This window comes from Actinoplanes sp. NPDC051388 (assembly GCF_055586225.1).
On record NZ_JBVJIP010000001.1, the window covers coordinates 231600 to 250683 of the forward strand.

Genomic DNA, 19084 nt, shown 5'->3' on the forward strand with positions numbered 1-19084 from the left:
CGGATCCGTCAGCCGAATCCCTTGATGGTGCTGTAGTTGCCGTTCAGGGCGAGGATGTGGGTGAAGCTCGGGGTCTTGGTCATGTAGTAGAGGCGGACCTGGCCGGTCGCCGAGAGGCGGGCCAGGATGTCGGGGATGCGGTCGCCGTTGACGTCCGGGATGCCCATCACCATGTCGAGACCGGTGTGCCAGTTGACTCCGTAGGCGAAGTCGCTGCCCGTGCGGGAGGCCGCGGCGTTCTTCAGCGAGTTCAGGTCGACGCTGCCGGCGACCGTGCCCGGCTTGCCGTAACGCAGCGACAGGGCGCCGGTGTCGAGGTTGCGGAAGGTCAGGTCGGGAGTGCCGTCCAGGTCGACGTCGGCCAGGTTGACGATCTCCAGCCGGCTCCAGTTGCCGTCCATCGTGGTGATCTGCGTGAACGTGGCGCCGGACCAGCCGCCGAGGACGACCAGCTGGGTGCCGGAGCGCACCACGAGCTCGGACAGCTTGTCGCCGGTGATGTCACCGACCGCCTTGACCTGGATCCAGGTGCTCGGGCTGGGCATCGACGAGGTGAGCAGCACGCGCAGCCGCTTGTCCACGTTGAAGCTGCCGTAACCGTCGCCCGGGTAGAGCCAGAACGAGCCGTCCGGGTGGCGGCAGAACAGGTCGGTGTTGCCGTCACCGGGATAGGCGTCCGTGTGCTTGGTGATCAGCGACGCGACTCCGTTCGACATCCAGTAGCTGCCCGGATTGAGGGTGCCGGCGGTGTTGTAGCTCGAGATGAGCCCACCGTGCAGATCGCCCTTGTTGCCACCCGCATAGGTGTAGAGGGCGCCGGACGAGGAGATCTGCATCAGGTCGTTGATGCTGTCCCCGGTGACGTCACCGGGACCGTCGGGCTCGTCCCTCGGCGGGACGAAGGTGACGTATTGCGTGATCACGCTGGGGTTGCCGACCGAGTCGTAGGCATAGGCCTGGATCCAGGTCGGGCCGGCGTGGATCGGCGCCAGGTTCGGCACGGTGGCGCGCGGCCGCAGGTCCTGCTCGTCGAGCGGCTTGGTCGGGTCGGCCACCGGCTTCACCGCGTTGACATAGGTCAGCGGGCTGTTGTCCACCATGTAGCCGAACTTGGTTGCGCCCTCCGCGATGAAGGTGACCGCGCCGGTCTGGCCGAACTTCACCGTCGCCCACGTCGCGCCGTCGGGCGTGGTCTCGCGGAACACGTCGCTGACGATGTCGGGTGCGGGCGGCGCCGAGGCGTCGACCGTGATCTTGCAGGGGCTGGTGCCCGGCGGGAAGAAGGTGGAGACCGCGGCCGAGGTGTCCTCGGCCTGCACTTCCCAGAAATACACGGCCTTGTCCGTCAGCGCCGTGGACAGGATGGTGAGGCTGGCCCGGCCGGCGCTGTTCGTGGTGGCCGCGGTGCCGCCGGGGGGAGTGGTGCCGGACTTCCAGAACTTGAACCGCAGCTTGCTGAGGTTGCCGTCCGGGTCGGACGAGTTGGCGGCGAGGACCAGGTTGGTCTTGGCCACGGTGATCCCGGCGGTGCTGCAGTTGCCACCCGGCGTCTGGGTGCCGCCGGTGGGCTCCCGCGGCGGGCGGTTGTAGGTGACCTCGAGCGCGGCGGTCGACGCGGTGAACTTGCGCCAGGTCAGCGTGTCGCTCTCGGACGTCGCGCGCATGCCCAGCGTGATGCTGGTCGCGCTGTTGTTGGCGGCGTTCTGCGCGGCGTCGGCCACGTTGAAGTCCACGTAGTCGTCGTCGCAGGACCCGTTGTAGCCGTAGGCGAAGGACTTCTTCTGCTGCAACCGGCTCCAGGCCGGCTGCTTGTTCCAGGTCGTGCCGGAGCCGATGGCGCCGGTCATCCACAGCTCGTGCTGGCGGTTCGTGCAGTTCCACGACCAGACGTTGAGCACCTTGAACTTCGCCGAGCTGATCTTCGCGCCCTTGAGGTTGGCGTAGCCCATCCGCCAGAACGAGCGGGCCGTGCCGTTGTCGTCGTCCTCGTGCCCGACGCGGGCCTCGCTGGTGCCGCCGTTGTAGTTGGTGCCGTTCAGGAAGTTGCTGTTCGGGTGCAGCTTCTGCACCAGGGTCCAGGCCTGCCGGCCGCTGTTCAGCGTCGGGTCGAGGAACACCGGGTAGCGGGTGTCCGGGTCGGTGAGCAGCCCGGTGGTGGCCACGTCGAGGCTGAGCCGCACGTCGCCGGTGCCGTCGCCGGCCAGGCTGGTGGGCAGCGCCGCGGTGTGGGCGCCCGGCTCCATGCCGGAGAGCCCGGACAGCCGCAGGACGTCGGCCGGGGTGGCGACCGAGGTGCGCGGTGCGGTGCCGGGCGGCGCCTCGACGTCACGGCCGGCGGCGTCCCAGCCGAACGGCGTCGAGATCGTGGTGATCTCCGCGCCGGTGGACTTGTCCAGCACACGCACGCCCTTGGTGGCGGGGTCGTGCTGGAAGATCACGGTGTCCGATTCGAGCCCGTAGGTCGGGGTGCGGACCGCGGCCTGCGTGGCGGCCTCGGGGGTCTTGACGATCAGCAGCTGGCTGAAGCCGCCCTCGACCCGGGCCACCATCAGCACGTCGACACCGGGCAGCACCTCGGGGTAGAGCGCGCGGACGCCGTCCAGGACCGGCTCGGGCAGCGGCCCGGGCCAGGTGTAGCTGATCTTGTGTCCGCTGATCGTCGCCTCGGCGAGCACCGAGTCGCCGGCTGCGCCGCCGCCCTGGCCGCCACTGCCCGATGTGGACGGTGCCGGGGCCGCACCGGTGCCGCGGCCGGCGAAGCGTACGGGGAAGACCGGGTTTCTGGGTTTGATCCCCTCGGCGTCCCGGGCGAGCGTGGCGTCGATCGGCGCCCACTGCCCGGTGGCGACGCGGGACCGCTGGGGCAGCGCGTGGATGACCGTGCGGGCCTGTCCGTCGGGGCGCAGCCAGGTCTGGCTCGTCTCGGTCGTCGCAGTGTCCACAAGCACCTCTGCGCCGGAGCTCTTCGCCTCGGTGAAGGCGGCGTCCTCGTCGCGCGGGCCGGACGGTGCGGTGGCGGCGGGGGGCGCGCCGGACCCGGAATCGTGTTGCCACCAAAGGACTCCGGCGGCACCCGAGGTCACCGCGAGCAGTGCGGCCAGGGTGGCGGCCAGACGGGCGCGAGTGCGCACCAAGGGACGGAATGAACGAAGCACTGTCACGGTAGTCGACTCCCGGTGAGCCAGGGCGAACTGAGCGCGCACACGATCACACGGCTCGATGCGTCGGGGCGACCCCGTGACTGTTATCTATCCGTGACCAACACCCAGCGCAAGCGAAGATCGGTGAAGACACTCCGATGTGGAGTCGATTTATCACCCGCCTCACAGGGGTTGCGCAGGCTTTCGGACGATCACCGATGTTGCGCGGTGGATGAAAGCCATTAAGACCGATATATGAGTGACGCAGATCACCTTATATTTCATTTAAGTTACTTTCCGTTACCTTGGCGGCGCGGTGATTCCTGTCGGACAGTTCCTGCGCACGCGCTCGTCCGTGGCGTGCAATCCGCTCTCTCCTTCGGCAGGTGTCGGCGCATATGCGTGGTAGAGGTCCGTTCTTCTGGCGTCAGGGCATGCGTGCCGCGGTCGCGACAGCGACGTGCGCGTTGATGACGGTGACGTTCGCGCCGGCGGCGTGGGCGATCCCGGGCTCCGATATGGACAAGATCGCGGTCGATCTTCCGAAGATCACCCCGGAGAAGACCGTCGCGCTCGACGCGGACGCGGAGGCGGATCTCACCACCGCCCCCGACGTTCCGGTGGTGGAGTACGCGCCGGCCAACCTGCAGGCGTGGACGCCCGGCACCGGCACGGTCGACCCGAGCACCCTCGCGCCCGGCGAGACCGAGCAGGTCGGCAACCTGCCGGTCGCGCTCGGCGTGCCGATCGGCGCCGACCCCGCCAAGCTGGCCGGCGACTGGCAGGTCGCCCTGGCCGCGCCCGGGGTGTCGCAGACCGCCGGGGTGCCCGGCCTGGTGCTGAAGGTGACCCCGCCGGACACCGCGGACGCCACCGCCGAGGTCGCGCTGAGCGTCGACTACACGGCCTTCGGCGACCTGTACGGCCCGGAGGCGGCCGACCGGTTCGGCCTGGTCATGCTGCCCAACTGTGTCTATGACAGCCCGAACACCGGCGACTGCGTCGCCGACCCGGAGCAGCCGGCCGAGGGCTTCTCCACGGTGCCCAGCGAAGTGGCGCTGGTCCCGGCCGACGAGGCGCTGACCGAGATCGCCGTCGCGGGCAAGCGGTCCGCCGAGGTCTCCGCGCTGCGTGCCGAGGACGAGAAGCGGATCGCGAGCGGCAAGCAGGCGGCCGCGGCCGACGAGCCCGACCCGCCCGCCCCCGACCCGTCGACCGGCCCGAGCCCGGAGCCGGAGCCCTCCGACGAGCCCGAGCCCGGCCCGGCGCCCGACCCGGAGGGCTCCGACCCGCCGGACACCGGCGGGCCCGGCGACTCCGGCGACCCGGACGACCCCGATGGCGAGAACCCCGATCCCGAGGACCCCGAGCAGCCCGAGCTGCGCCGGATCGTCAGCGGCGCCTTCTCGGTCGGGCAGCTGCTGTCCGGTCCGGAGAACGGCGGCACCGCCGGCAGCAAGTCCGCCAAGTCCGCGCGCCTCGCCGGTGAGTCCGGTGTGGTCGGTGCCCTGGACACCGGCGCCTCCGCGGCCGGTGACTACACCGCGACCCCGCTGCAGTCGTCCGGCTCCTGGGCGGCCGGCTCGTCGTCCGGCGCCTTCACATACTCGTACCAGGTGAACGTGCCGGAGACGGCCGGCGGCCTGAGCCCCAAGGTGGGCCTGTCGTACTCCTCGCAGTCGGTGGACGGGCGCACGTCGGCCACCAACAACCAGGCCTCCTGGATCGGTGACGGCTGGGACTACAGCGCCGGCTCGATCACCAGGACCTATGCGAACTGCCGGCAGGACTCCACGCGGGCCGGCTCGAACAACAAGACGCACCGCACCGGCGACATGTGCTGGGGCTCGGAGAACGCCACCCTGTCCCTCGGCGGTTCCAGCACCGAGCTGGTATGGAACGGCAGCACCTGGACCACCGCCAACGGCGACGGCTCCAAGGTCGAGCTGAAGAAGGACGCCGGCCTCGCCAACGGCGACAACGACAACGAGTACTGGGTCGTCACGACCCGCGACGGCACCCAGTACTTCTTCGGCAAGCACCGGCTGCCCGGCTGGACCGAGGGCAAGGCCGTCACCAACAGCGTGCTGACCGTGCCGGTCTACGGCAACCACCCGGGCGAGGACTGCTACCAGTCCGAGTGGAAGAACTCGTTCTGCCAGCAGGCCTGGCGCTGGTCCCTGGACTACGTGCAGGACATCCACGGCAACGCGATGAGCCTGTGGTGGGCCCGCGAGACCAACCACTACGCCCGCAACTTCAACTTCAAGGCGCCGGTGCCCTACCACCGCGCCGGATACCTCGACCACATCGACTACGGCCAGCGCGCCGACAGCATCTTCTCGGCCACGGCGCCGGCCAGTGTCAAGTTCGAGGTCGCCGAGCGGTGCTACGCCGAGGCCGGCGCCGCCTGCACGGACGCGAACTTCGCCAGCACCGATCCGGCCAAGTTCCGCCCCTGGTACGACACGCCGGCCGACCTGCACTGCGTCTCCGGCAAGAAGTGCTGGAACGCCGCGCCCGCGTTCTTCTCGCGCAAGCGGCTGGACCGGATCGTCACCTCGGCGCAGCGCACGCAGGGCTCGGCCACCCGCACGCCGGTCGACAGCTACCAGCTCAAGCAGTCGTTCCCGACGCTGAAGACCGGCCCCAACACCGCGCTGTGGCTGGAGTCGATCCGCCGCACCGGTTATGCCGTCGACGGCACCACGACCGCGTCGCTCAACCCGGTCAAGTTCGAGGCCAACCCGGAGAACATGCCGAACCGGGTGGCCGACGACAACCGTCCCGGCTTCGCCCGGCTGCGGGTGTCGCGGGTCGTCAACGAGTACGGCGGCGAGACCGTCATCCGCTACCAGAAGCCGTCGACCAACTGCCGGGGCAGCCTGCCGGGCAAGGGCGACACTGCCGCGCTCCGGGACAACAACCGGCTGTGCTACCCGGTCTTCTGGCATCCGGACCCGTCGGCCGAGGACATCGACTGGTTCCACAAGTACGTGGTGAAGTCGGTCGAGGAGCTGCCCAATGTGGACGGCGTCTTCAGCACGGTCACGGAGTACTCGTACGACAACCCGCGGTGGAAGCTGGCCGAGCAGGAGTTCACGAAGAAGTCCACCCGGACCTATTCGCAGTTCGCCGGTTTCAGCCAGGTGGCGGTCTACACCGGCGCGGACGAGTCGGCGACCCGGAGCCGGCGCACCAAGGCGGTGACCCGCTACTTCCAGGGCCTGAGCGAGACCACCCCGGTCCGGGACTCCAACGACCAGGAGATCGCCAAGGACCGGGAGGCGTTCGCCGGGCGGGTGGCCGAGGAGCTCACCTACCTGAACGCGGGCGACGACACCAAGGACGGATGGCTGACCCGCAGCGTCACCGTGCCGAGCGCCCGGGAACTCGCGTCTCGCAACCGTGAGGACGGACTCTCCCCGCTGAAGGCCTGGCGGGTCACCGATGTCCGGCAGCTCACGTACACGAAGGGCTCGACGGTCGGCGACGACAAGCGGCCGGTGCGCGTCACCGACACCCGCACCACCTTCGACGACACCTACGGTCTGCCGACCCTGGTCGAGGTGCTCGGTGACACCGGGGTGGACGGTGACGAGTCCTGCACCAAGATGGATTATCAGCACCACATCAACAAGCACCTGATCGGCATGAGCCAGCAGGTCCGGGGGAGCCCGACCACCTGTCTGGCCGCGCAGTTCGACAACCTGGCCACGCTGACCCGGGTCACCCGGGTGGGCTACGACAGCCAGCCTTACGGAACGCCGCTGATCGCCGCCAGCCGAGGCCTGGCCACCCAGACGTGGTCGCTGAAGGCGGACGGCAGCGGAGTGCAGCTCGACGGCACCACCGGATTCGACGGGATCGGTCGCGTCGTTTCGCGCACCGACCCGGACAACAACACCTCCACGATCGATTACCTGCCGTCCACCGGCCAGGCATATCGAGTGGTGGAGACGAATTCGGCCGGGCACCAGCAGATCCAGGACCTGGACCCGGGCCGGGCCGTGACGACCGCGACCAGCGACCCCAACCTCCATGTCAGCAACGCCCAGTTCGATCCGCTCGGGCGGATGACGAAGGCATGGGCGCCCGGCCGGGCCACCACCTCGACGCCGGACTTCCAGGCCACCTATTCGACGCCGGCCGGGAAGCCGCCGACGATCACCACGCAGGCCCGCGGGCACGAGAGCCGCTTGCAGACGTCGGTGACGATCTTCGACGGCCTAGGCCGGGAACGGCAGACCCAGGAGCCGGCGACCGGCGGCGGCCGGTTGATCACCGACACCCTCTACAACCGGTCCGGCGAGATCATCCAGACGAACAACGCCTACTTCGCCAGTGGTGGCGCGTCCACGACGTTGTTCACCCCGCTGTCCGACCTGGCCGTGCCGAACGCGACCCGGTACACGTACGACGGTCTGGGCCGGGTGCTCATCGAGATGCCGGTGCTCGGTGGCACCGAGTTCGCCGCCCGCGCCACCCACTACAGCTACGCCAACGACCACTCCACCGTGATCAACCCGAACGGCGCCTCGTCCTACCGGGTGTTCACCGACGCGCTCGGCCGCAGCAGCCGGGTCGACACGTTCACCAGCGCCGACCGGTCCACGTTCACCTCGATGCGCTACCGCTACGACAGCGTGGGCCGACTGGACCAGGCCGACCACTCGGCGGACCGGACGCACCCGTGGACCTGGTCCTACGACAAGCGTGGCCGGGTCATCAGCGCGACCGACCCGGACACCGGTTCGACCACGACCGCATACGACCATCGCGACCGGCCGTTGCAGGTCACCAACCAGCGCGGTGTCACGGTGTGGAACGGCTACGACAAGCTGTCCCGCCCCACGGCTCAGCGGCTCGGCAACTCGGCAGGCGCCCTGCTCGCCGAATACACCTACGACACGGTGGCCGGCGGCAAAGGGCTGCCCGCCACCGCGACCCGGTACACCGACGGCCTGCCTTACACGCAGTCGATCGGCGGTTACACCGAGGACTATCAGCCGACGAACACGACCCTCACGCTGCCGGCGTCCATCGCGCAGCAGTGGGGACTGCAGACCAGCTACACGTACCGGTACTCGTACACGGACACCGGGCTGCCGAGCGTGATGACGGTGCCGGCCGCCGGCGCCTTCCCGTCCGAGCAGCTCATCGCCCGGTACACGACCGACGGCAAGCCCGTCTCCATCTCCGGCAAGGACTGGTACGGCGCGGAGACCACCTACTCGCCGTACGGGCAGGTGATCCGATCCACGCTCGGCTCGCAGCCCTACCGGGTGTGGAGTTACAACAAGTACGACCCGGCCAGCGGCGCCCTCGACGGTCAGGAGGTCTACCGGGAGAAATCCGGTGACCAGTCCATCGTCGGCGGCAACCAGGTCAGCAAGCGCAGCCTCGGCTACGACGACGCCGGCAATGTCACCAGCATCCGCGAGGAGTCGACCGGCATCGCCGAGCGGCAGTGCTTCCGCTACGACCCGATCGGGCAGCTGAAGACCGCGTACACGTCTGCCGACCAGGCGTCGTGCGGATCCGGGCCGGCCGGCAACGTCGCGGTCGGCGCGGACAAGTCCGGCTACTGGCAGGAGTACGAGTACGACCTGCTCGGCAACCGCAAGAAGCTGACCGAGAAGAACCTGAGCGGCGACAGCACCAAGGACGCCATCACCACCTACACCTACGGCAAGGCCGACGGCGCCCAGCCGCGGACGCTCACCAAGACCGAGAAGAACTACACCGCCCCGTCCGGCGCGCGGATCAAGGCCGAGGCGGCGCGGCTCTACGAGCTGACCGGCGAGACGAAGTCGGTCACCGATCTGGGCACCGGCGACAGCCAGGCGATCTCCTGGACGTACGACGGCAAGGTCGACCGGATCGCGGGCCAGGGCGCACAGGGTAAGGCGTCGTGGATCGGCCTGGCCGACAAGTGCATCGACCTGAAGAGCGGCCAGGCCCAGGCGAACCAGCCGATCCAGCTGTACACCTGTAACAACACCGTGGCGCAGAAGTGGGCGTTCACCGCCACCGGCGGTCAGGCCGACGCGAACGTCGGCACGCTCTCGGTGCACAGCAACTGGTGTGTCCAGCCGGCCGCGAACACCGCCGGATCGGCGGCCCAGGTCCGATCCTGCGACGGGTCCGCCGCGCAGGAGTTCGTGCGGACGAACGACGCCCATCTCAAGCACAAGGCGTCCGGGCTCTGCATGGCGGTGCAGGGCAGCGTGACCACGGACGCGACGCCGCTGGTCCTGGCCACCTGTGACACGACCACCGGCGGCGGCCAGGTTTGGCGTTCGCAGTCCGACACCCGGCACATCTACACCCCCGACGGCAGCCGCGTTCTTTCGCTGCAGGCCGGACAGGCCACCCTGAACCTCGGCGAGGTTCAGGTCGTGACCCGCCCCAACGGCACCCTGATCAGCACCCAGCGGACGTACCCGACGCCGGGCGGCATGATCACGCGGTACCAGTCCGGTGCCGGCGGGAGCGGCACGCTTGTCGCGGTCACCACGGATCATCAAGGGACGCCGTACGCCGAAGTCTCACTGACCGACGGAATGCCGGTCCGGATCCGCAAGCAGGACGCGTTCGGCAATGAGCGTGGCGAGTTGGCCGGGCGCGGCTCGACCATGCAGACCCAGAAGGGCTTCCTCGGGGCGGACCGGGACGACCCCTCCGGCTTCGTGATGCTGGGCGCACGCTGGTACGACCCGAAGGTCGGCCGGTTCCTCTCCCCGGACCCGGTGCTGGACCTGGCGGATCCGGCGCAGAACAACGGATTCACCTATGGGCACAACAATCCGGTCACGCACTCGGACCCGTCCGGCCTGTCGATCTCGCTGACCGCGTCCGAGCGAGCGGCGGCGCTGGCCGGTGCGGGCCTGTCGGCAGCGCAGGTCGCCCAGGCGGAATCGGCGATGAACACGTCGCTGGTGTCGGTGATCCTGGGTGCGGCCTGGGGCATCCTGTCCGAGCTCCTCGGCATCAACGACGCGATGAACTGCTTCGCCGGTGATCTGTGGGCGTGCGGTTCGTTGATCCTGGGCGCCATCCCATGGGGCAAGATCGTCAAGTTGCCGAAGATCGCCAAGGCGATCAACGCCACGATCAACGCGATCATGGCGTGGCGCACGGCCCGCAAGGCGGCCGAGGCAGTTCTAGCCGCGGCGCGAGCAGCGGAACGGGTGGCGCTGGCGGCCAAGAAAGCAGCCATCGAGCGGGCCAAACGCGCCGCTCAAGCGGCCGCGAAGAAGGCCGCCGAGCAGGCGAGAAGAACCAGCGACGACGCCGTCAACAAGGCGAAGAAGACCGGCAACCCGGCTCAGAAGGCCGCCCAGGGGAAGGCCAACCCCAAGGGCTCCACCGCCGCCGGCGGAGGCGGCGGGAAGGCCGGCGGCAACAAACCGGGTGGCAACGCCGGAGCTTCGTCCCGTGGCAACGGCGGCGCCAGCGGCAGCGGCAACAGCGGTCGGGCGAGCGGCGGTGGCGGCGGCGGTTCCTGCAACAGCTTCGTTCCCGGCACCCGGGTTCTGATGGCCGATGGGAAAACGAAGCGGATCGAGGACGTCAAACCGGGGGACAAGGTCCGGGTCACCGACCCGGAGACCCGGCGCGAAAGCTCCGAGACCGTCACGGCGGCGATTCGAGGTGACGGCGAGAAGCGTCTGGTCACCATCTCGGTCAAGGCCAAGGGCGACCCGGCCGCCAAGGGCGGGGTGACCAAGACGACCGCGACCGCCAACCACCCCTTCTGGGTCCCCGAACTGCGTGAGTGGGTCGACGCGGGTGACCTGGAAGCCGGCCAGTGGCTCCGGACGAGCGCCGGTGCCTGGGCGCAGATCACCGCTGTCTCCCACCGCACCAGCCCGCGTCAGCAGGTCCACAACCTGACCGTCGGCAACATTCACACCTTCTATGTGCTGGCCGGGAACCAGCCGCTGCTCACCCACAACGAAGACGCGGGGGTGACCGCACGGAGTTGCGATCTGCCCCGGTTGGAACGCAGTGCGCAGCGCATCAACCAGACGCTCGACCCGATCGCCGCCAAAAACCGCGACACCGTGGTGATGAGCACCGAGAACGGGCCCGACCTGGTGGCCTCCGGAGTGCGCGACGTCGACCCGACGCAGCGGGCCGAACTGGGCGGCTCCGAGCTCGAGGCTCGGCTGCCCGGCCAGCACGCCGAGGTCACCGCGAACTTGCGGGCGATCGACCTCGGACTGAAGCCGCGGGCGTTGTCCAGCTTCCCGCATCCGATCTGCCCGGCCTGCCAGGAGTACCTCGAGGAAGAGGGCTATACAGTCACGTCGGACGGGATGAGTGCGGTAATGCGCTCCTTCAAGGAGGAATAGATGCCGGCCACAGTGCACTTCGAGCCGGAGCGGCTGCGGGAGCAGCTCGCCACCCTTGCTCACTGGCAGCGAATCGCGTTCGCCGCCAGCTGTGCCGAGGTGCTGTGGCCGGCGTATGTGAAGTTCTGCGATCTGGAGGAGACCGGTGAACCCGGTCTCGTCCGGTCCGCGATCGACGCCGTCTGGTCGGGGCTGGAAAGCCCCGACCGGGGCGTCGTCGCCGGCGAGCTGCCTTCGTCGGAGGCGGCGGAGGAGCTGCTGCCGGAAGAGGAAGACTGGAACGAGTGGGCGCCGCAGGCGGAAGACGCGATCGCGGCACTGGTCTACCTGTTGCAGCTGCTGGAGAACGACGACGTCGATCTCGCGGCCTACACGGCCCAGCGGGCCTACGCGGGAGCGGACGAGTTCGAGGCTCGTGAGCAGGAGTTGGAGGTGCTCGATGCCGCCGGCCGTGAGGCGCTCCTGGAGTCCTCTTCGATCCAGACCGAGCTGCAGCGTCAGGTGGACGCGATGCGACTCCTGCAGGACCCCGCCGCGGGCCCGGCCGTGATCGCACAACTGCGCGGGGACGCGGCGCGGTCACCGATCGGCGGCTAGCAGTTCGCCCGGCGCCTAGACGGCGTTGCGGAGCAGAAACGCCACCCAGCCGCGGAATGGCTTCCAGCCCTCGCCGATCGCGCGCAGCCGGGCCAGCGGCGGCTCCGGGCCCAGATCGTAGAGCTCGCCCATCGCCCGGTGCAGCCGCGGCGTCTGGCTCGGGAAGAGATCCACCAGACCGGCGCCGCGGATCAGGGTCAGCTCGGCCGAGAACGGGCCGATCCCGGGCAGCTTCTCCAGATGCGCCAGCGCCTCCTCGATCGACATCTCGCGCAGCCGGTCGACGTCCAGCTCGCCGGCCGCGGCCGCCTCGCCGAGCGCCCGCAGGTTCTCCACCTTGCGGATCGTCATGCCGGGCATCGGGTCGAGTGCGGCCAGCCGTTCCGGCGGCGGGAAGGCGGACAGCACGTAGTCGCCGAAGTCCACCTTCTCGCCCAGGTCGTCGCAGAGCCGCCGGCGCAGCGTGCCGCCCTGGACCATCGAGATCCGGTGGGTGAGCAGGGCCCAGGCCGCCGCCTCGTAGGGGCTCCCGAACAGCACCGGCCGCAGCCCGGGGAACTGCCGCTGCAGATCGCCGACGACCGGATCGCGGTCGCCGATCGACGAGAACCCCCGGCCGTCGACGTCGAGCGACAGGATCCGCTCGACCTCGTGCTTGATCGAGGACGTGGGCAGCCGGCCGGGGTTGGCGACGACGTGCCCGGTCAGGTCCTCGGTGACCCGCACGCCGACGGTCTGCCACGAGCCGTCCGCCGGAAAGGCAAGATCGAGATGCGGCTCTCCGGAGGTGTCGCCGTGGAAGCCGGGGAAGGTCTCCTGGAAGCGGGCGGCCTCCGCGAGCGCGAACGGCCCACGTGCCTTCAGGGAAAACGTCACCCCAGCATCCAACCAGCTTAATAATCGTTCAGGAAATGCCTCTAGGATGGCGGCATGGACGCAGCCGACATCGCCGCCGGTCGCGAGCGCTGGCAGCAGCGCTTTGACGCGGCGCGCACCCGGGACGCCGACTTCACCACGCTGTCCGGCATGCCGGTCGACCCGGTCTACGGGCCGCGAGGCGATCATGAGGACTTCGAGCGGATCGGCTGGCCGGGCGAGTTCCCGTACACCAGGGGTCTCTATCCGACCGGTTATCGCGGACGCACCTGGACCATCCGCCAGTTCGCGGGGTTCGGCAACGCCAGGCAGACCAATGAGCGTTACAAGATGATCCTCGCGGCCGGCGGCGGCGGGCTGAGCGTGGCGTTCGACATGCCCACGCTGATGGGCCGCGACTCCGACGACCCGCAGTCGCTCGGTGAGGTCGGCCACTGCGGCGTGGCGATCGACTCGGCCGCCGACATGGACGTGCTCTTCGACGGCATCCGGCTGGCCGACGTGACCACCAGCATGACCATCTCCGGCCCGGCGGTGCCGGTCTTCGTGATGTATCTGGTGGCCGCCGAGCGGCAGGGCGCCTCGATCAGAGACCTCGACGGCACGCTGCAGACGGACATCTTCAAGGAGTACATCGCGCAGAAGGAGTGGCTCTTCCCGCCCGAGCCGCACCTGCGCCTGATCGGCGACCTGATGGAATATTGCGCCCGGGAGATCCCGCGCTACAAGCCGCTGTCGGTGAGCGGCTACCACATCCGCGAGGCCGGCTCGACCGCCGCGCAGGAGCTGGCCTACACGCTGGCCGACGGCTTCGGCTATGTCGAGCTGGGCCTGAGCCGCGGCCTCGACGTGAACACGTTTGCCCCCGGTCTCTCCTTCTTCTTCGACGCGCACATCGACTTCTTCGAGGAGATCGCCAAGTTCCGCGCGGCCCGCCGCATCTGGGCCCGGCACCTGCGTGACGACTACGGCGCGACCAGCGAAAAGGCGCTCTGGCTCAAGTTCCACACGCAGACCGCGGGGGTCAGCCTGACCGCGCAGCAGCCGGTCAACAACGTGGTGCGCACGGCGGTCGAGGCGCTGGCCGCGATTCTCGGCGGCACCAACTCGCTGCACACCAACGCCCTGGACGAGACGCTCGCGCTGCCCACCGACGAGTCCGCCGAGATCGCCCTGCGCACCCAGCAGGTGCTGCTGGAGGAGACCGGGGTGACCAACGTCGCCGACCCGCTCGGCGGTTCGTGGTACCTGGAGGAGCTGACCGACCGCATCGAGGCCGAGGCGGAGGAGATCTTCACCCGCATCCGCGAGCTCGGCGACGACGGCTCGATGACGGCCGGCATCCTGCGCGGCATCGAGGACGGCTGGTTCACCGCGAACATCGCCGAGGCCGCGTTCGTCTATCAGCAGGCGCTGGAGAAGGGCGACAAGAAGATAGTCGGGGTCAACGCGCACACCGGCACGGTCGCCAAGGAGCTCGAGATCCTGCGCGTCTCCCACGAGGTCGAGGTGGTGCAGCGCGGCGAGCTGATCGCTCGCAAGACCAACCGCGATGGGGTACGGGTGAAAGCCGCGCTCCGCCGCCTGATCGAGGCGAGCCGCACCGCCGAGAACATGATCCCCCCGATGCTCGAGGCGGCCCGGGCCGAAGCCACGCTCGGCGAGATCTGCGACGCCCTCAAGGGCGAGTGGGGCATCTATCGCGAGCCCGCCCGTTTCTAGGGCTTGAGGCCCTGCAGCAGGATCGCCAGGTAGCGGTCGGAGTGCTGCGCGCCGGCCACGTCCGCGGCGTGCTGCACGCCGCAGACGAGGGCGCGCACGTCGTCGCCGGTGATGTCGGCGCGGATCAGCCCCTCGGCCTTGGCGTGGGCGAGGAGCCGGTCGAGGCTGGCCAGCAACCGGCCGCCCAGCTCCAGCGTGGCCGGGCAGGCGGCGTCGGAGGCGGCCAGCACGAGCGCCAGGGCCGGATCGGTGCGCAGGCAGCGCAGAGCGGACCGGATGTAGTCCGCCAGAGCGGTGGCCGGATCGGGGTCGGCCGCGGCCCGGTCGGCCGCGGCGGCCATCTCGGCCAGGCTGGCCTCGGCGAGCGCCTCGAGCAGCGCCAACCGGCTCGGGAAGTGCCGATAGACCGTGCCCACGCCGACGCCCGCGTCCTTTGCCACGGCGTTCATCGGCAGGTCGAGGTCGCCCGCGTCGACCCGGCGCCGGGCCGCGGCCAGCATCTGGTCGCGGACGCGCGCGGAGTCGGAACGGAGAGGCACGTCTCAGAGGATAACTCATCCGCTTAGTGCTACGGTCGACGCTGAGCGGATAGATAATCCGTTCAGACTTCCGAGCGGGAGGCGCTGCCATGCCGGTGACCTGGACCTTCGACGACATCCCCGACCAGACCGGCCGCACCGCGGTCGTGACCGGCGCCACCAGCGGGCTCGGGCTGGTCGCCGCCCGCGAGCTGGCCGCCCGCGGCGCCGACGTGGTGGTGGCCGTCCGCAACGTGGCCAAGGCCGAGGGGCTGTTCCCCACCGGCGTGGAGATCCGCCGGCTCGACACCGAGGACCTCGACTCGGTGCGCGCCTTCGCCGACGCCTGGGGCGACCGCCCGGTCGACCTGCTGCTCAACAACGCCGGAATCAGCCTCGTCCCGTGGCGCCTCAGCCCGCAGGGCATCGAGTCGACGTTCGCCACCAACTTCCTCGGGCACTTCGCGCTCACCGGCCTGCTGCTGCCCCACCTGCGCGGCGGCGCCCGCGTGGTCAACGTCTCGTCCGGCCTCGCCCTGTTCGCCAAGCGGTTGCCGCTCGCCGATCCGGCCGTCCGGGAGGGCTATTCGGCGTCCGCGGCATACAACGAGAGCAAGCTCGCCAACCTCCTGTTCGGACTGGAGCTGGAGCGGCGGCTGCGCCGGTCCGGGCGGCCGATCCGCAGCCTGGTCGCGCACCCCGGCGTGTCCGGCACGCCGATGATGACGCACAGCGTCGGCAGCCGGGCCCGGGCGCTGGTGCCGCTCGTCAGCGCCCTCGTCGCGCGCACCGCGGAGTCCGGCACCCGGCCGATCCTCTATGCGGCGACGAGCCCGGACGCGCCCACCGGAGTGTTCCTCGGGCCGTCGCTGCGGAAGTGGGATCACCGGGTGCACTTCGACGCGCCGAGCGGGCTGGCGAACGACGCCGCGCTCGCCGCCCGGCTGTGGCAGACGGCCGAGGAGCTGAGCGGGGTCGCGTACCTCGACGGTGTGCCCGTGTGACGTCCGATATGACCTGCCCGGCGGCGCGGCGTACGGGGTCGGCCGCGTGACAGACTAGGGAACCATGAGCGACCCACGGAGCACACCGTCGATCTTCACCCGCGGCGCGGTCGATCTCAGCGCGCTGCGTCCCGCTCCGGCACGACCCGCCGCCGGCCCGCCCGCCGATGGCGCGCCTCCGGCCGGTGCGCCCACGACTCCCGCGGGAGGCCCGCCGGCCGCCTTGGGCGCCGGCGTCATCGAGGTCACCGAGACGAACTTCCAGACCGAGGTGCTGGAGCGCTCGATGGCCACCCCGGTGATCCTGGACTTCTGGGCGGAGTGGTGCGAGCCCTGCAAGCAGCTGTCCCCGGTGCTGGAAAAGCTGGCCGCGGCCGGCGGCGGCAGCTGGGTGCTCGGCAAGGTCGACGTGGACGCCAACCCGCGGCTCGCCCAGGCGCTGCGGGTGCAGGGCATCCCGATGGTCGTCGCGGTGGTCGGCGGCCAGCTCGTCGAGGGCTTCACCGGCGTGCTTCCGGAGGCTCAGGTAAAGCAGTACATCGACGCGGTGCTCAAGGCGGGCGGGGTGGCCGTCGGGCCGGCCGAGGACCCGCGGCTCGACGCGGCGGACGACGCGCTGATGACCGGCGACCTCGACGAGGCCGAGGCGGCATACCGGAAGATCCTGGCCGAGTCGCCGCAGGACCACGCGGCCGAGTCCGGGCTGGCCCAGGTCGAGCTCTACCGCCGGGTGACCGGGGTGGACGCGGCCGGGGCGCTGGCCAAGGCGGCCGCCGACCCGTCCGACGTGGCGGCGCAGCAGCTCGCCGCCGACATCGAGGTGCTCAGCGGGCAGGCGCCGGAGGCGTACCAGAGGTTGGTCGATCTGGTCCGGCGCACCAGCGGCGACGAGCGCGACGAGGTGCGCAAGCACCTGCTCTCGCTCTTCCAGGTGGCCGGCCCGGACGATCCGGCGGTGGCCGACGCCCGACGCGCGCTCGCCCGCGCACTCTTCTAGGTCCGGAGGGCTCGCATGCGCCGCATCGCCATCCTGGACGCGCCGTCCAATCTCGGTCTGCGCCCGCCGACCGTGACGTCGGTGCCGGGGTGCGCCAAGGCGCCCGGAGCCCTGCGTGACCACGGTCTGCTCGAGCGGCTGCACGCCCGCGACGCCGGCTGCCTGACCCCGCCACGATACGACCCGGGCGACTGGCGGCCGGGCGACGGCGTGTGTCACGCCGAACAGATCGGCATGTACTCGCGCCGGCTGGCCGACCGCATCGCCGGAATACTGGACGACGGCGAGTTCCCGGTGATCCTGGGCGGCGACTGCTCGATCGTGCTCGGTTCCGGCATCGCCATGCACCGCCTGGGCCAGGACATCGGCGGCCGCATCGGGCTGGTGTTCGTGGACGGCCACTCGGATTTCCGGCACCCGGGCAACGCGTCATATGTGGGGGCCGCCGCCGGTGAGGACCTGGCGCTGGTCACCGGTCGCGGGCAGGCCGACCTGGCCGCGATCGAGGGCCGGCGACCCTATTTCCGCGACGTCGACGTCGTGGTGATGGGCATCCGCGCGCAGGACGAATACCGCCTCGACCTGCAGGCGGCCGGCATCGTGACGCGGCCGGTGCCAACCCTGCGCGCCGAGGGCGCGGCCCGCAGCGCGCAGTGGGCCCGCGATCAGCTGGTCGACTGTGCGGGTTACTGGGTGCACCTCGACCTGGACGTGCTCGACCCGGCGGTGATGCCGGCAGTGGACGCGCCGTCGCCCGGCGGCATCGCCTTTCCCGAGCTCGAGCTGCTGCTCGCCGGGCTGGTCGACACGCCGCACTGCCTCGGCGTGGAGATCACCGTCTTCGACCCGGACTACGACAGCGACGGCTCCTATGCCGAGGAGATCACGGCGGCGCTGGTCGCCGGGCTGAGCCCGGTGCGCACGGTGGCGGCGCGGCCCGACCTCGTTGCCGCGCGGCATGATCTCGCGGGCACGTCGCCCGCGGCCGTCGCCCGGCTCGCGCCCGCCGCGATCGAGCCGGTCGCAATCGAGCCGGTCGCAATCGAGCCGGTCGCAATCGAGCCGGCCGCGGTCGCGTCGCCCGCGATCGAGCCGGTGGCTGCCGAGCCGGTCGCGATCGAGCCGGTCGCCGCCGGGCCGGTCGCCGCCGAGCCGGCGGCCGCGTGGGAAGAGCCGGAGCCACGGTCGATCGAGGAGCGCCGGGCCTTGGCCGCCGCGGAGAGCGTGCCGCTCGCCGCCGCGGCGGTGGGGGAGGTCGACCTCCCGGCCGTGACGCTGCACGCGGTCGAGGAAGCCGACGCGGTGGACGGTTTCCCCGACGAGTTCGACCCGGCGACGTTGGAGACGGCGGTAGTACCCAGCGAGACCGAGTTGGCCGAGCAGGTCATCGAGGACAAATCGGATAATGACGACCGCGAAAGCTACGAGGTCGAGGACGCCGAGGCCAGGGACGCCAAGGTCCGGGACGGTGAGGCCCGGGACGGTGAGGTCGAGGGCGGCAAGGTCGAGGACTTCGAGGTCCGGGATGCTGAGGTCCGGGTCGGTGAGGCCGGGGACGCTGAGGCCGGGGGCGGCAAGGTCGAGGACTTCGAGGTCCGGGATGCTGAGGTCCGGGTCGGTGAGGCCGGGGACGGTGAGGTCCGGGACGGTGAGGCCGGGGACGGTGAGGTCCGGGTCGGTGAGGCCCAGGACGCCGAGGTCCGGAACGGTGAGGTCCGGGACGGCACGGTCGAAATCGGAGAGGTCCGCGACGCTGAGGCCCGGGACTCCGAGGTCGAGGACGACGAGGCCGCCGGCGACGGCGAAAGCGAGCCGGTCGATCACTGGGCCGACGCTGAGCTCGACCCGCTGCCCGCCGACCAGGACCAGG

The 19084-nt window shown here is 70.4% G+C and carries 8 protein-coding genes and 1 pseudogene; 6 read left to right on the plus strand and 3 right to left on the minus strand.

The features are described 5' to 3' along the window. Positions 1-8: 8 nt before the first annotated feature. Complete coding sequence (locus ACZ6TI_RS01200; RefSeq protein WP_465342952.1) at positions 9-3161, minus strand: DNRLRE domain-containing protein; 3153 nt, start codon at positions 3159-3161, stop codon at positions 9-11. A gap of 449 nt (positions 3162-3610) precedes the next feature. Between ACZ6TI_RS01200 and ACZ6TI_RS01205 the strand changes: the two genes are divergently transcribed. Both ACZ6TI_RS01205 and ACZ6TI_RS01210 read left to right on the plus strand, forming a co-directional pair. Further along, a complete protein-coding gene (locus tag ACZ6TI_RS01205) occupies positions 3611-11500 on the plus strand; it encodes a ricin-type beta-trefoil lectin domain protein (RefSeq protein WP_465342953.1) in 7890 nt (2629 codons plus the stop codon). Then, positions 11501-12097 carry a DUF416 family protein gene (locus ACZ6TI_RS01210; RefSeq protein ID WP_465342954.1) on the plus strand — a complete coding sequence of 199 codons (597 nt, stop codon included), beginning with the start codon at positions 11501-11503 and terminating at the stop codon, positions 12095-12097. It begins immediately after the preceding gene. Between the two features lie 15 nt (positions 12098-12112). Here ACZ6TI_RS01210 and ACZ6TI_RS01215 read toward each other — a convergent pair whose 3' ends face one another. Continuing rightward, positions 12113-12973, minus strand: coding sequence for a DNA-3-methyladenine glycosylase family protein (locus ACZ6TI_RS01215; protein ID WP_465342955.1), 861 nt, complete (start codon positions 12971-12973; stop codon positions 12113-12115). 54 nt (positions 12974-13027) lie between these two features. Here ACZ6TI_RS01215 and ACZ6TI_RS01220 point away from each other — a divergent pair, with 54 nt between their 5' ends. Then, positions 13028-14695, plus strand: coding sequence for an acyl-CoA mutase large subunit family protein (locus tag ACZ6TI_RS01220; RefSeq protein ID WP_465342956.1), 1668 nt, complete (start codon positions 13028-13030; stop codon positions 14693-14695). On the opposite strand, the gene ACZ6TI_RS01225 is transcribed toward ACZ6TI_RS01220, so the two are convergent. Next, complete coding sequence (locus ACZ6TI_RS01225; protein ID WP_465342957.1) at positions 14692-15234, minus strand: TetR/AcrR family transcriptional regulator; 543 nt, start codon at positions 15232-15234, stop codon at positions 14692-14694. The genes ACZ6TI_RS01220 and ACZ6TI_RS01225 overlap by 4 nt on opposite strands. Before the next feature lie 89 nt (positions 15235-15323). On the opposite strand from ACZ6TI_RS01225, the gene ACZ6TI_RS01230 reads away from it, so the two are divergent. The 3 genes and pseudogenes from ACZ6TI_RS01230 to ACZ6TI_RS01240 all read left to right on the plus strand — a co-directional run. Then, the gene (locus ACZ6TI_RS01230; RefSeq protein ID WP_465342958.1) at positions 15324-16217 is read left to right on the plus strand and encodes an SDR family NAD(P)-dependent oxidoreductase; all 894 of its coding nucleotides are present in this window, start codon (positions 15324-15326) and stop codon (positions 16215-16217) included. Positions 16218-16281: 64 nt separating this feature from the next. Beyond that, positions 16282-17214 carry a tetratricopeptide repeat protein gene (locus tag ACZ6TI_RS01235; RefSeq protein WP_465342959.1) on the plus strand — a complete coding sequence of 311 codons (933 nt, stop codon included), beginning with the start codon at positions 16282-16284 and terminating at the stop codon, positions 17212-17214. Between the two features lie 15 nt (positions 17215-17229). Next, positions 17230-18133 (plus strand): annotated as a pseudogene (locus ACZ6TI_RS01240) (arginase family protein); the annotation flags it as partial. Positions 18134-19084: the final 951 nt, after the last annotated feature.